The organism is Deltaproteobacteria bacterium (genome assembly GCA_016219225.1).
Lineage (GTDB): Bacteria > Desulfobacterota > RBG-13-43-22 > RBG-13-43-22 > RBG-13-43-22 > RBG-13-43-22.
In genome coordinates, this window is record JACRBX010000220.1 from 1 (window position 1) to 14,758 (window position 14,758).

Annotated in this window: 10 protein-coding genes; all 10 read right to left on the minus strand. The window is 50.5% G+C overall.

Features of this window, described 5'->3' with window-relative positions; translation table 11 throughout:
- On the minus strand, positions 1-566 hold a 566-nt coding region (locus HY879_18475), incomplete at its 3' end, for a hypothetical protein (protein ID MBI5605323.1).
- A gap of 147 nt (positions 567-713) precedes the next feature.
- Positions 714-1,310, minus strand: coding sequence for a response regulator (locus tag HY879_18480; protein MBI5605324.1), 597 nt, complete (start codon positions 1,308-1,310; stop codon positions 714-716).
- A gap of 11 nt (positions 1,311-1,321) precedes the next feature.
- A complete protein-coding gene (locus HY879_18485) occupies positions 1,322-3,526 on the minus strand; it encodes a PAS domain S-box protein (GenBank protein ID MBI5605325.1) in 2,205 nt (734 codons plus the stop codon).
- Positions 3,527-3,569: 43 nt separating this feature from the next.
- Complete coding sequence (locus HY879_18490) at positions 3,570-3,992, minus strand: response regulator (GenBank protein MBI5605326.1); 423 nt, start codon at positions 3,990-3,992, stop codon at positions 3,570-3,572.
- A gap of 18 nt (positions 3,993-4,010) precedes the next feature.
- Positions 4,011-6,572: a phosphoenolpyruvate synthase gene (locus HY879_18495; protein MBI5605327.1), complete on the minus strand. Its 2,562-nt coding sequence runs from the start codon at positions 6,570-6,572 to the stop codon at positions 4,011-4,013.
- Entirely contained in the window at positions 6,565-6,999 is a 435-nt protein-coding gene (locus tag HY879_18500; GenBank protein MBI5605328.1) for a sigma-54-dependent Fis family transcriptional regulator, read from the minus strand. Before HY879_18500 ends, HY879_18495 begins: the two co-directional genes overlap by 8 nt.
- 1 nt (position 7,000) lies before the next feature.
- Positions 7,001-9,253, minus strand: a complete 2,253-nt coding sequence (locus tag HY879_18505) for a PAS domain-containing protein (GenBank protein ID MBI5605329.1) — start codon at positions 9,251-9,253, stop codon at positions 7,001-7,003.
- A 141-nt stretch (positions 9,254-9,394) separates the two neighbouring features.
- Positions 9,395-11,965: a phosphoenolpyruvate synthase gene (locus tag HY879_18510; protein ID MBI5605330.1), complete on the minus strand. Its 2,571-nt coding sequence runs from the start codon at positions 11,963-11,965 to the stop codon at positions 9,395-9,397.
- A gap of 337 nt (positions 11,966-12,302) precedes the next feature.
- Positions 12,303-12,743, minus strand: coding sequence for a universal stress protein (locus tag HY879_18515; GenBank protein ID MBI5605331.1), 441 nt, complete (start codon positions 12,741-12,743; stop codon positions 12,303-12,305).
- 160 nt (positions 12,744-12,903) lie between these two features.
- Complete coding sequence (locus tag HY879_18520; GenBank protein ID MBI5605332.1) at positions 12,904-14,637, minus strand: ArsB/NhaD family transporter; 1,734 nt, start codon at positions 14,635-14,637, stop codon at positions 12,904-12,906.
- Positions 14,638-14,758 lie beyond the last annotated feature (121 nt).

Here is a 14,758-nt window from a genome sequence, read left to right on the forward strand (position 1 = left end):
ATTTTTTTGCTGGCCAGGGCAATAGCTTCCAGGTCACTGCCGCCTAATGACTCCAATTGTTTACGGGTTTTCTCCTCCAGATGGTTTTCTTCGATGAAGACCTTGTAGGCATAAGAAGTGATGGCAAACCCTTCCGGGACGGGAAGCCCGACCCGGTTGCGGATTTCCCCGAGATTGGCATTTTTCCCGCCCACCTGTTCGGTCATTTCCCGGGTAATCTCGCCCAGAGAGAAGGTAAAAGGGGATTCGGGGATCTCTTTCCGGCCGAAGACCTTTCGCTGAACCCTTTGATCCACGGCTTCAAAAACCTCATAGAGAGGATGGAAACGATGGGGGACCATTTTATTCAAGGCCTCGATCATTTCAAAGACCTTGCCCCGTAAGGCACCGTAACTGGCCCGGATGTACTGGCGGTCAAACAGGTATTCCCCGCTGGCGTATTTTTCTTCCATATCCCCCATTAACTCCAAGGCCCCGTTGTTGGCCTGAAGGAGGGCTTGAAAGGCACGGAACCTCTCTTGCAGGGAAGGTTCTTTCCCCTGGCCCTTTTTTAAGAAACTGCGCATGGAGAATATCCTGGAAAGGTTCATAGGGCTTTCAAAAATGGTTCGGTCCGCTCGTTAGTCGTTACCTGGTTGAATAAAAAATCGTCATTCTCGTCTATGCGGGGACCCGGATCCTGCCAACCATTGAAAAACACCGGATTCCCATTTTTATTTTTCTCCCGCCAACCCCTTCATTTCCTCCACGGTCCATCCGGCCTCTTGAGCCGCTTTGGCCAAATCCCCCCCATGACGCTCCAGGAGTTTTCGGGCATAGTGGCGCTTGAATCGGTCCAGAGCCTTATCTTTGGCCTGCTCATAGGGAAGGTCAAAGGAGCCTTGATCCAACCAGGTCTCTTTTTTTTCGGCTTCCTTAAACTGAATATTCTCTATCTGGATCCTTCGGAATTCCAGGGCCTTTTCAATGGTTAAGATGATCTGTTCTTTACGGAAAGGTTTGGTGATAAAATCAAAGGCCCCTTTCTTAGTGGACTCGATGGCCGATTCAATGCTTCCATAGGCCGTAATGATAATCACCGGAACCAGGGGGTCCAATTTTTTAACCACCCCGATCAATTCAATTCCATCCATCCCGGGCATGCTTAAGTCGGTTATGACCAACTGGAAGGCCTTTTCTTGAAACAATTGTTCCACTTCCAGAGGATTAGGCGTAGTCACTATTTCATAAGGAGTCTTTTCGGTTAAAATCATTTTTAATAATAACAGCATATCCAACTCGTCATCCACGATCAAGATCCGTTCGGCCATAATTTCCTCCTTTAATTCTCTTGTCTTACCGGCAGGGTAATTTTGAAAGTTGTTCCGGAATTCCCCGGAAACTTTTGAAAGGGTTTACTTTCCGCCACCGAGATCATCCCGCCAAACTTGGTGATAATGGCATAGCTGACCGAAAGACCCAGCCCGGTCCCTTTACCGACCCCTTTGGTGGTAAAGAAGGGGTCGAATATCTTTCCCAAATACTCCTCTTGAATACCGTCACCCGTGTCCTGGAAAAAGATTTCCAAATGACTGGGTTCCTTGGCCATTTGGGTGGTAATCGTCAACTCTCCGCCCCCCTTTCCCATGGCATCGATGGCGTTATTGATGATATTTAAGAAAACCTGCTGGAGCTGCCGGGAGTCGGCGCGGACTTCCGGCAGGTCGGATTGAAGCCTTTTTTCCAGGGTTATCTTGCGCATGAGCAGGGTGTTTTGAACCACGGCCAGGACTTTTTCCAGGTCGTCATTGACCCTGGAAAACTCGACGGATTTTTCAGGAATCCGGGCGAAGCTCAGCAGATTCTCGACGATCTTTTTGCATTGCAGCCCTTGTCGTTCCATAGTCTGCAACATGGTCATCTCCGGAGATCCGGGTTTGGTTTTTTCCAGGAGAAGATCGGTAAAACCAAGAATAATTCCCAAGGGGTTATTGATCTCATGCGCCACTCCCGCGGCCAGGGATCCCAGGGAAGCCAGTTTTTCCGTATTGGCCAACTGGTGTTCCACTAATTTGCTTTCAGTAATATTTCGGATGATTCCCAATACGGAAAGGATATTCTCCTTGGCATCCAGCAGGGGTTTGAAGTTGGCGTGAAGCCAATATTCCTTGTCGCCGATAACCGCCTGGTATTCAAGACTTTTACTTTTCTTGGTGACAAATACCCTTTTCAGGAGACTCCTTTGGAGGGAGGCGCTGTCCGGATCGAAAAGATCCAGCCAGTTGCGGCCTATTAACTTGGCCGATATGGTGTTAAATTGAGCGGCCCCATAGGGATTGATCGAATAAATTTTCCCTTCCTCATTGAGGGTGACGATAATGTCTTCGGCACTTTCAATCAGATATTTATTTCGCTCTTCCGATTCCTTGAGATCGGCGACGGCCCTTTGGACTTCCTGCTGCATGGATTTTCCATACCGTAATTCGGAAAGGATAAGCCCCATACCCCCGGAGATCAGGGCAATGACCATAATCAGCAGAAAGTATATTTGCCGCAGATATAAGGAGTGGATGACCCCTTCGACTTCACTGGTCGGGGCGGCAACGGCAACGGACCAGAATTTGACCGGATCCTTCCGGGATAAAAAGGCCGGCGAATAGGCAATTAATTTTTTGATATTTCCTTTTATTCCTCTGTGCCATCCGGAGTAATAAAGTCCCGTTCCCTCCTGACCGGTCAGCATTTTTTCTTTCTGTATCCGGTTGATGGCATCAAAGGATATTTTGGGCTCTCTCTTCTCCCGGATGGCGAAGGCGTTTTCCCCGACAAATTCTTTTTCGGGATGGAACAGAAACTGCCCTTTATTATCGATGACCCAGGAGTAGCCGGTTTTCCCGGACTGGACGTTGGCCGTAAATTTTTCCACCAGTCGGGTGACATTCACCACCAAGAGGAGGACCCCGGAAAATTCCCCTCCGTTCCCTCCTTCAGAAGGGGTACGATAATGGGGAATGGCCAGATAGAGCCGACCGATGATGTGACCTTTCTCATCCAGGCCGTTCAGGATGTCGCCAAAATAAATTTTTCCTTTGTTGCTTGGGTCTTTCGCCCAGATGAAATAACCGTCTTCGCCAAAACGTCCCCGGGAAACAGAAGCGGTCCCGGCCTTGTTCAGCATCCGCACTTCATCGCCCCGGGCATTAATCTGGCGGATTTCCTCCGCCCCGTACTCTTCCAAATTGAGCAGGGTAATTCTCATACGCTTGACCCAGTTGGAAGGGTGAGCCTCTTGAAGAGACGGCGAAAGGTTGATGACCATCAATTCTTTACTGATTAAACTAAAGCTGTCTTCCAGACGGGCGGCGATCAACCGGCTGAGACCTAATTGCTGCTGGTTGATCTGTTCGCTGACGATGTCCTTCATCTGGCGGGACATAATCATTCCGATGATAAAGACCCCGGCCAGGAGAAAGATGGTCAGGAAGGCGACCACCCCGATAAACAGGTTCCTTCGTCTGAGGGATTTATGAAGAACTGGGAGAGCCATGGCTTGGATGGGTATAAAACCTCCGGTATTTACGGTATCCCCTTTACCGGGAGTCCGGTCGGTGTTGCGCCCTAAGGGCCGCCAATTCCTTTTTCATGGCATGCCATTCCATAGCCCGATTGATGGTAATGATGATTTGATCTTTTCGAAAGGGCTTGGTGATGTAGTCATAGGCCCCCTCGGCGATCGCTTCTTCGGCCGATTGGGAAGAACCGTAGGCGGTTATGACGATTACCGGCATATCCGGGTCGATCGTTTTAGCCTCCCGTATTAAATCCATCCCGCTTAAACCGGGCATGCGCAGGTCGGTAATCAGCAGGTCGAAGGGGTCATGTTTCAGAAGAGGAGGGACTTCCAGGGGGTTATTGGTGGTCACTACCTGATGGGATGTCCTTTCGGCAATGATCATTTCCAACAATTCCAGAATATCCAATTCGTCATCGACAATCAGGATTTTTCCCCTCATAGTGTTCTCCTCTATTCGTTACCGTAAGTGTTCTTTAACAAATTCCTCAATAGACCATTCGACAATGGCCTCATTGAACATGACCATATCCAATTGCTTGGTGTAGACGGTCAATTTCCCGAGAGAGTAAAGGACCTTCTCCATGGCCTCTCTGGGGTGGTGGATTAAACGGGCATCGACCAGGTCGAGCTTTTGGCCTACTTGAAAGCCCAATTTTTCCAGGATGGTCGCCACCAATCGGGCCCTCCGGTCCCTTCGATCGATGGTCGCCCCGCCGCCTTTTAGAATAAAATTTATGTAATTTTCATTTTCCCCTGAACCGCCCAAAACTTCGATCGTCGAAAGATGATAGCCCAGGCGAATACTGAAATTCAAATAGTCCCTGGATAAAAGGGCATAACTTTTTTCAGAATAAATCCGGTTTTCCCCGCCCGGCTCGGCGGCCGTTTGGGCCACCACGGAGGCAAAGCCCTTCATATCCAGAGGCTTGGGCCCCGGCCATTTCATGGATTGAACCCCCTGCCAAAAGGCCTGCATGGGCCAGGAAAGGATTTGATTCAACTTGACCTTCTTCCCTTTAAAGCCCGGATTGATGCCGCCCCCCAGGTCTATCAAAAGGATTTCCAAAGGGGTGTCGGTATCCAGTCTAAGGGCTTCCCCCGGGGTCGTCAAGGGAGAAGTGCTCAGGGAAAACATCTCCTGCGTAGCCGTTTGATGGGTGAACCGGGTGATGTCGTGAAAGGTCCGGCAATGGGCCGGGGTAAAATCCGGTTCCGTCGGGTCCACCAAATTCAAAGGCACGATGCGGGTCAGGATTTTATCAAAGAGGACGAAAAGAGGGGTGTCTTCAAAGGGATTAACCGCTTCTTCTTCGGCATATTCTATGAGTTTCTCAATCCTTCCCTGATAGACCCGGCAATGGGTGGCGTCCACCGTGACTTCCAGACCGGGAGCCAGGATTTCCGAGGCCTTTTGGGTGTTGAGAATAGTGGGTACCCGGAATTCACGGGCCAGGGCGGCCATATGGCTGGCCGAGCTTCCCAGGTCGGTTATAATACCCCTGGCTTTGGACATGACGGTCACCCATTTGGGGGAGGGGGTCCGGGCCACTAAAATGCCGCCGGCCGGGAAGTTGACCAGGTCCCGTTCCTGGTTGGCCAAAAAGACCGGACCGGACCCGACCCCCTGGGCGCCCATGACTCCCGTCTCCAATAAGACCGGAAACTGAGAAAGCTCGGGGATCTCCTGGGGTGAAGGAATCTTTTTTTGGCTAAAGACTTTGAGCGGCCGGGTTTGTAAAAAATAAATCCGGTCCTCTTCATCCAGGGCCCATTCGATATCCTGCGGGTGGCCGAAGTGATCCTCGATGGCCCCGGCTGCCCGACCCAGTTGACCGATCAGCTTTTCAGAGAGACAAGGCCCCTCCTGCAAGTCTTGAGGCACTTCCGCCCACCCAATGCCCCCTTCAGGGGTGGCGATGACCATTTTTTCTTTGCGGGCCATGGAGGATTCAACGACCCGGAAAGGGTCTTCTTTGGAAACCCAAAAAATATCGGGGGTCACCGTTCCATCGACTACGGTTTTGCCCAGGCCCCAGTGGGCATGGATGACCGCTTCGGGACGCTGGGGATTTCCGGGGTCCACGGTATAAATAACGCCTCCCGCTTTGGCCGGAACCATCATCATGCACCCCATACCCATGGCGATATCTTCTTCCCGAAATCCTTTACCGATAAAATAGAAAATGGCCCGGGGGGTGAATTTGCTGGCTACGATCTCCTTGTATTTTTCTCCGATATTCTCCCCGGAGACGTTGAGGATTGTCCCGTATTGACCGGCAAAGGAAAGCCGGCTGTCTTCTCCCAGGGCGCTGCTGCGGACGGCCACCCGGACTTCCCTTCCCGCCTTTTCAGTCAGTTCCTGATAGCTTTTAACCAGGATTTCCGTCAGGAAAGGGGGTAGGGGTTTTTCTAAAATGAGCTGTTGGATATCCCGGCTGACGACAATCAGGTCTTCCAGGTTGTTGATGTCCAATTGGTTCAGGCGACTGGAGATTTCTTCCTGAAGGTGATGATAATCGATAAAGGCCTTGTAGGTATAGGCGGTAATGGCAAACCCTTCCGGAACGGGCAGACCCAGGCGGTTGCGCAATTCGCCCAGGTTGGCCATTTTCCCGCCGACGCTCTCTTCCTTATCCAGGGCGATCCGGTCAAAAGACAGAACCAGGTCATCCACGGGGATTTTTCTTTTCTTGGCTAAGAGATCGGATAATTCCTGATAGATTTGTTCATGGATCCGGTAAAGCTCTCCGTATTTCAGGTTGGAAATTTCGTTTAAAAGGTGGATCAGGCTATAGACCTTTTCGGAGAGCTTCCTGATATTGGCGCGGAGATACTGCATGTCGAAGATATAGTCGCCGGCATATTTTTCTTCCAGGTCGGTAATAATCTCCAGGACCTCCTGGTTATCGGCCAGCAACTTTCGGAAGGCCCCATATTTTTGGCGAAGCTGCTCCTCCATCTTCCGGTTGGGATGAGGTCCGGGGTTCTTCGGCCGGAAAAGGTCTTTCAGCTTACCCATGGGACCCCTTTTTGATCTTTTCCAGCTCGGCCTTGAGGGCCATATTTTCCTTTTGGAGCCTTCGCCATTTCATGACCTTTTCAATGGTCAGCAATATCTGTTCCTGGCGGAAGGGCTTGGTAATATAATCAAAGGCCCCCTTGCGCATGGCCTCCACGGCCGATTCGATGGTCCCATAGGCCGTAATGATGATAAAGGGGATTTGATCGTCGATTTGTTTGACCATCTCAATCAACTCGATGCCGTCTATGTCGGGCATCCGCAGATCGGTAATCAGGAGGTCAAAAGTATCTTTTTTCAATAGTTCGGGCACCTCCAGAGGACTATTGGTGGTCACCACCTGGTAGTCGGTCCGATCGGTGATGATCAATTCCAACAACTCCAACATGTCCATTTCGTCGTCGACAATAAGAATCTTTTCGGCCATATTATGCCCCCTTTTTTTCCGCTTCCCGTTTCGAATGATACACGGGAAGGATTACGGTAAAGCTGGTCCCATGATTGACCGGATCTTCTTCTTCGGTTTTGGTTTCCAGTTGGATCAACCCCTGATAATGATCAATGATCCCGTAGGTAACGGTTAATCCCAACCCCGTGCCCTCCCCCACCTTTTTGGTGGTAAAGAAGGGGTCGTAGATCTTTTCCCGGTGTTCCTTCCTGATCCCCGTGCCGGTGTCGGTAATGACCACCTCCACTTTATCGGCATAGATATTCCAACGGGTGATTACCGTCAGGGTGCCGCCTTTGGGCATGGCCGCCACGGCGTTAGTGATCAGGTTAAGAAAGACCTGTTGCAGTTGAACCGGATCGGCCTTTACTCGGGGCAGATTGGCTTCCAAATTTTTTTTCAACTGGATTTTCTTGATCATGAGGTTGTTTTCCACCACCGAGAAGACATTTCCCAGGTTGAGGTTGATATCACTGATGGTATCGGAGTGTTCGGTGTACCGGGAAAAGCTGAGTAAATTTTCAACCACTTTTTTGCAGTGATTGCCCTGCCGTTCGATCTTTTCCAGGACCTTGTGGACTTTGTCTTCCGGGGGTATTTTGTCCAGCATGTAGTCGCAATACCCCAGAATAACCCCTAAAGGGTTGTTGATCTCATGGGCCACCCCGGCGGCCAGGAGCCCCAATGAGGCCAGTTTTTCCGTGTTGATCATCTGTTTTTCAATCTTCTTTTTTTCCGTAATATCCCGGGAGATCCCCAACACCTCCTGCACCAGGCCCTGGTCATCTTTAATGGCGATGAGTTGGGTACTCAGCCAATAATCATTGGCCCTTATTTTAAAGGTGTGTTCGATGGTCTTGGGCCTTCCGGTTCGCCAAATCTCTTCGATGAGTTGGGGATGGAAGAAACCGTTGGGGGGGAAAAATTCAGCCAGTTCTTTCCCGATAAATTTCCCGGTATGATCGACGTAGTGACGGGTCTTGAGGCTTTCCTGGGTTTCCGGGTCGAACAATTCCCCCCTCAGAAAATTGGCCCCGTACCGGTTTAAGGACAAAAACCGACCCTGCCTATCGGCGGAAAAAATGATGTCCTGAGCCCCTTCCACCAATTTTTTATACTGTTCTTCCGAGCGCTGCAGGTCTTTGGTCTTCCTTTCCACCTCGCTTTTCAAGGTCTTGGCGTACTGCCATTCATAGCCGATGATGGAGAGACTGCCCAGGATGATGGCAAAGATAATGAACCCCTGCATGATGAATTGCCAGAGATAGGCCGCGTGGATCACCTCGTCGACTTCCGTAGCCGGAGCGACCACGGCCACCGCCCAAGTGATCGACGGAGAGGTCCCCCGGAGGCGAACCGGTGCATAGGCGATCAATTTATTGATGTTCCCCCGCATGCCCCGGTGCCAACCCGAGACATAGGAGGAGGTCCCCTGGACCCCGCGAAGCATCTTTTCCTTCTGGATGCGGTTGATCTGGTCAAAGGAGATCTTGGCCTCCCGCTGTCCCCGGACCTCAAAGGCATTTTTTCCGATAAATTCCGGGACGGGGTGATAGATAAAATTTCCGTCATTATCGATGGCCCAGGCATACCCGGTTTTACCGGACCGGATCTCTTTGAGCATCTCGGCCACAAAATATCGTGTGTCGAGGAGTAAATAAATATAACCGGCATAGCGATGGAGGGCGACGGGGTGGGCATCATCGACTGACTCCAGGTAGGTCGGGATGATGATTTTCATGATCGGTCTACCGGTGGTTCCGTTTTTCAAATTGGCGGGGACCAGGGAGATCCTGTTTTTATGCTCAGGCTTTTTGGACCAGAGGAAAGGTTCCTGAGAGGCATAGGGACCGGGGACAATGCGGACCTCTTCTTTTGAGGTCACCGCAAAGCATTTTTTCCCGGAACCATCCACCCGTCCGATTTCCAGCACCCCGGTTTCCTGCAGGGTGGAAAGGGTAATCTTGATGCGGTTGGCCCAGGAGACCTTTTCCAAGTATTGGACGGAGGGGGATTGGTTGAGTATGGTTACGTCCTGAATCATATTCAGGAATTGATTTTCCAGTTGACGGCCCGCGTGGGTGGCCAGTTCCAGTTGCTGCTGGTTGAACTGCTCGCTGACGATTTCTTTCATATAACGCAGTGAATAAAAGCCGACGATCAGACCGGCGATCAACAAGGCGACCGTTAAAAGACCGATACTCAGAATAAATTTTTTTGTTTGGATGAACATGAAAAACCCTTTACCATTTCAGATTTCCGATTGCGGTTGCGGAATGAATCGTCCGCCACCGATGAGGCGAAAATTTGTCGAAGCGGTGAATCGGTGAATCGGAGAGGAGGTACTTCTTCCCCATTTCTCCGATTCTCCCCTTCACCGTTTCACCGCTTCGTTTTCTCTCCTAAACCCATAATTGCCTTCCAGAAAGGCCCGGGCATACCAGGCCACCATATTTTCATCGGCCATGACCATGTCGAGCTGCCGGGCACAGCCCATCAGGCGGCCCAGGTACTCCAATTTTTCTTCGGTCATCGGTTCAGGATATTTCCGGTATTCGCCCTTGACCAGGTCCTCTTTGATCATGACCTCAAAGCCCAAATCCTCCAGGACGGCGCCGATGAAACGGGCGCGCCTTCCCCGGCGGACCGTATCCGCCGCCCCCCCTTTGAAGACAAAGGTGATGTAATTATTGTTGCGGACCGGTCCGCAGTAAGAATCGACAGTGGCAAAATGATACCCTAACCGGGAGCTGAAGTTTAAGTAATTCCTGGAGACCAGGGCCAAGGTCCTGTCCCAGAAATCTCCCGAGGGTTGGGTGGCCGATTGGGCCATCACCGAAAGCAGGCCTTTGACGTCCACCCCGATAGGGCCGGCCCAGCGGATTCCGGGAGAGGTGACACCTTTCCAGAGGGCCTTGAAGGGGATGGAAATCACCTTTTCCGGCGGAAAAGAACGATGGCTGCCGTCTTTTTTGAGACCGCCGCCCAAATCGAGGAGATACAGGTTGAGGGGCAGATGGGTTTTAATGCGAAAGGCGGATAATTTTTGAAAGTCTTCCCTTTCGGAAAGCTTGAACATTTCTTCGATACTTTTCTCATGAGCGAAACGGATAATATCGTGAAAGGTTTGACAGGACCGGGGATTAAAATTTTCCAATTTGGGATCAACCAGGTTTAAAGGGGCGATATAACGGACGACTTCCTGAAGCCTTTCAAAAACAGGGGTGTTTAAAAAAAGGGAATCCTCTTTGGGAAGGCCGCTTAATAAAGGTTCCACCCGGCCGGCATAGACCCGGGCATTGAAGGAATCCACCGTCACTTCCTGCCCGGTCTCCAAAACCCTGGTGGCCTTTTCGGTGTCCACCAGGGTGGGCACATGAAATTCCCTGGCCAGGATGGCCATGTGCCCGGTGGCGCTGCCCACATCGGTGACAATGGCCGCAGCCTTATCCATCACCGAGACAAATCTGGAGGAAGTGTGGGGGGCCACCAGGATCGCCCCTTTAGGGAAATCGGCCAAATCCTCATAGGACTTCATTTTGAAGACCGGCCCGGCCCCGATGCCGAAAGCACCCACCGCCCCCCCTTCCAGGAGAACGGGGTATTGGCCGGACAGGCGGTCAAGATCCTTTTTCTTTTCGACCCTTTCATAGCCCCGCAGATTTCGCGTCTGAAGGACGATTAGTTTCCCATCGGGATCAAGGGCCCACTCGACGTCCTGGGGATGGTGAAAATGGCTCTCCAGCAGGCGGGCCCACTTCCAAAGCGTGGCCAGTTGGTTCGGGTTCAGACTGGGACTCTCCTGGAGAGATTCGGGAACAGCCTCTTCGAGGAGAATATTCCCCTGACCGGCCGTCAACCTTTTCGTCTTTTTTGAAATCTGTTGTTTAATCAATCGGCCTGTTGTCTTATCCAAAAGAAACAGGTCCGGACTGACCGTCCCCTCCACCACCCATTTCCCCAGCCCCCACAAGGCATTGATCAGGATCACCTCCCCATAGGCGGGATCAAAATGGCTGGTGAACATTACGCCGGCGGACTTGGACGGGACCAGGTTTTGACAGGCCACGGCCATGACCATCTCTTCTTCCACGATCCCTTTGCTCTTCATGTAGAAAAGGGCCCGGGCATTGAACTGGCTGGCGATGATCTCTTTATATTTTGAAGAGACCTCCTCAGGGGCAATATTCAGAAAGGTGGCATACTGGCCGGCGAAACTGAAATGGGTATCCTCCAGGACGGCACTGCTTCGTAAGGCCAGCCCTGAAGAGGATTCCCCCAGGGCTCCGATCTTTCGAGCGGAGGTCATTATGGCCGCCTCCAAATCGGGCGGAACCCGGGCCTGAAGGATCAGGGTTTTGATCTCTTCCTCGGTCTTTTGAAGGGTCTTTTGATCTTTTAAGGGAGAACCACTCAGGATGGAAAGGATGCGGTCTTGCAGATGGTTATAGGACAAAAAATGAATATAGGCGTAAGTGGATACGGCAAAACCGTCGGGCGTGGGAAGACCCAAAACATTTTTGACTTCACCCAGATGGGCATTTTTCCCCCCGGTTTGCGGAAGTAACCCGGCCGTTATTTGCCCCAGGTCTATCGTATAATCGGCCCAAGGGATTCCTTTCTGCTTGTCCAGGGTCTTTAGGACCTCCAGACGGATTCGTTCATAGATTTCCTTCAATTCCTCGTAGCGGTCCGGGGCAATGCGGGTCAGGTGGGTGACAACCAGTCCGACCTTTTCCGCAATCAGATAGCTGGTGGAACGAAGATAAGTCATATCAAAAAGAAAATGGCCGCCGGCCTTCTCTTCCAAATCGGTCATCAGTTCCAGGGTCTCGTTATTTTCTTTGAGCAGTTCGGTAAAATGAGCAAAAGTTTTTTCCAGGGAATCCGATTTCCCCGGGGAGGCGGTTCTATCTTCTTTTTTAAAGAGGTGGAAAAAGCGCATAAAGAAAAATTTTTGGGTTATCGGTCAATTTTTCACACATCATAGGAGGAAATAAGGTTAATAGCAAGGAGAAGCTCATGGGGGATTAGGCCCCGTGGGGAAGAATAACCCTTATCTATTCAATAGATTTTTGTAATAATTTAACCCGTTGAACAATTTGAGACTTTTACCTGAAAATTCTGACTTTCTCATACGTCATTCCCGAGAAAATGGGAATCCAGGTGTTATGCTGAGACGGAAAGAACCTGGATTCCCGTTTTCTCGGGAATGACGGAGAGTTTTTTTATCGACGTTTTTTCAAAAAACTCAACTGACACAGATTATTAACAGAAATCTCTTATTTTATCACCTGGACGGAAACCCCGGTCTGGTTTATTAATTCCTGGACATGGTCTTCCACCTCTCCATCAAAGAGGACCTTTTCAAAAAAAGAACGCTCTTCGTGGCCGATTACCAGAAGGTCGGCCTTTTCCTCGGATAGGACCTGTTTCAAAACCTCAAGGACCTCGCCGGATCTTAAGATTTTTTGGGGAGTGACCCCTGTGGACAAGGCGATTTCTTCGGCCCTTTCCAAAATATGGCCCCCTAAATGCTCCAAGGTTTTATTGGCAAAATCGGGGGTCAACTCGACGGTCATCCCTTTTAAAAAAGAGGTGTCCACGGCATAGACATAAATCAGGGCAGCCCCATTTTCTTTTGCCAGGCGGGCAGCTTCCTGAGCCGCTTTCTGAGAATGCTCGGATCCGGTTACGCCGCAGACGATTGTTTTATAGGCCATTTTGAAACTCCTTTAATAAAGCCCCTTTGGTCATTTGGCTATTTAGTATCCATCCGGAAATTTGAATTTCCGGATGAGAACTATTTAGTCATTGGTCCTGGACCACTTGTCTTCCTTCTTTGTCCTTGAGCCTCGCGCCTCTTGCCTCACGCCGGCCTTATCACATTTCCACCAACAGCAGCCAGAAGGAACAAAGCACAATGGTTATCAACATGGGGACAGCAGCAACCTTCATATAGTACATAAAGGAAATGGGGTAGCCGGCCCGTTCGGCCATGCCGACGGTGACCACATTGGCGCTGGCTCCGATCATGGTCCCGTTGCCTCCCAGACAGGCCCCCAGGGCCAGGGCCCACCAGAGGACTCCGGTTTGGGCCCCTGGAATAACCTGGGTCAGATAGGCCACAATAGGCAGCATGGTGGCCGTAAAGGGGATGTTGTCAATAATGGCCGAAGCGATAGCCGAAACCCAGAGGATCATCAGAATGGCCACTACCAGCGAGCCGCCGGAGACGTTCTTGACCCAGTCGGCGATGATCTGGATCAGGCCGGTTTCTTCGGCCCCGGCCACCACGATAAAGAGCATCATAAAAAAGATCAGGGTCGGCCATTCGATCTCATGTTCCAGCATTTCGACGATATCCACTTTACTGATCACCATCAATATGGCCGCCCCGATCATGGCCGCAATACTGGGTTCCATGTGCAGAGCCCCATGGATAATGAATAGAAAGATGGTGATGCCCAACATGATTCCGCAATAAATAAGCAGCTTTTTATTAGTAATTTTATATTCTTCCTTCATAAGGGCGGTCATCTTGGAAACATCCCCCACCTGGGCCTTCAGATAGTCTTTTTTATACCAGTAGATAAAATAGATAATCGTCACCACCAGGGAGATTAAGCAAATCAGGGTCAGGTTGCTCACAAAATCGACAAAACTGAGTTTGGCATAGGAGCCGATCATAATATTGGGCGGATCACCGATGAGGGTGGCCGTACCCCCCACGTTGGAGGCGAAGACCTCGGGCATGAGCAGGGTAATGGGATTGATTTTCAGGGTCACGGCAATTTCAATAGTTACCGGGATAACCAGGAGCATGGTGGTCACGTTGTCCAGAAAGGCCGAGGTAAAGGCCGTAATGAACATCAGGATGGCGGCCAGGGCAAAGACATTTCCTTTGGCCAATTGAAAGGATTTATAGGCCATCCACTGAAAGACCCCGGTCTTTTTCATAACCCCGACAATGATCATCATGGCCATGAGCAGGAAGATGACGTTCATATCCATGGCATGCATGGCATCCTCGAAAGACAGGATGGCATAATCCGGATTAAAAGTCCCGGCCGTATAGGTAATGAAGAGCAAGAGGGCGGCTCCAAGCATGGCCGCCAGGGTTCTGTGCATCACCTCAAAGGCAATCAAGACATATACCAGGAGCAAGATCAGGGTGGCGATCCAGAAGGCCGGGGATATGGTCCTTTTCAGGCTGATTCCCTGGTGGGCCAGATAATAGGTATTCCCTTTTTCATCGACTTTTTCCTTGACTATCTTATCGAGGTGTATCTTATCGGATGTTTTATAAGATGGTTTTTGGGCCTCCATCTCCACCTTGGCCGCCGGAAAGGTCCCGGAAGGGAACTTGAGTTCGGCCTCATAACGGCCGGTCTTTGAGGTGGTTGTTTCTTCTTCTAATTCGATCTTGTTCCCATTTAGAAAAAAATGCAGCCCTGCCTCTTTGATCGCTTTACCCTGGACATTATTCACTGCCCCGGAAATAATCAGGATATCGGAAGGGCCGGAAGGCTTTGGGGTTTCGGCCGCCGTAACAGGAACTGATAAACCGATTATTATCGATAAAAGCATTAGAAAAAAAATAAATGATCTTTTCATTTTTGTGTCCCTTTTAGATTCGTTCTCCCCGTCGGCCTCCCCCTTCAAAAGAGAGGCCAATGGGGAGATTCCCAAAGTGCGACTATAGATTTTTTAAAAATTTAATTGCCTCTCGCCGCTT

Bases quoted from the DNA above. Each gene is read 5' to 3' on its own strand.
- HY879_18480 (MBI5605324.1), bottom strand. From the start codon at position 1,310: ATGGCCGAACGGATCTTGATCGTGGATGACGAGTTGGATATGCTGTTA.
- HY879_18485 (MBI5605325.1), bottom strand. From the start codon at position 3,526: ATGGCTCTCCCAGTTCTTCATAAATCCCTCAGACGAAGGAACCTGTTT.
- HY879_18490 (MBI5605326.1), bottom strand. From the start codon at position 3,992: ATGAGGGGAAAAATCCTGATTGTCGATGACGAATTGGATATTCTGGAA.
- HY879_18495 (MBI5605327.1), bottom strand. From the start codon at position 6,572: ATGGGTAAGCTGAAAGACCTTTTCCGGCCGAAGAACCCCGGACCTCAT.
- HY879_18500 (MBI5605328.1), bottom strand. From the start codon at position 6,999: ATGGCCGAAAAGATTCTTATTGTCGACGACGAAATGGACATGTTGGAG.
- HY879_18505 (MBI5605329.1), bottom strand. From the start codon at position 9,253: ATGTTCATCCAAACAAAAAAATTTATTCTGAGTATCGGTCTTTTAACG.
- HY879_18510 (MBI5605330.1), bottom strand. From the start codon at position 11,965: ATGCGCTTTTTCCACCTCTTTAAAAAAGAAGATAGAACCGCCTCCCCG.
- HY879_18515 (MBI5605331.1), bottom strand. From the start codon at position 12,743: ATGGCCTATAAAACAATCGTCTGCGGCGTAACCGGATCCGAGCATTCT.
- HY879_18520 (MBI5605332.1), bottom strand. From the start codon at position 14,637: ATGAAAAGATCATTTATTTTTTTTCTAATGCTTTTATCGATAATAATC.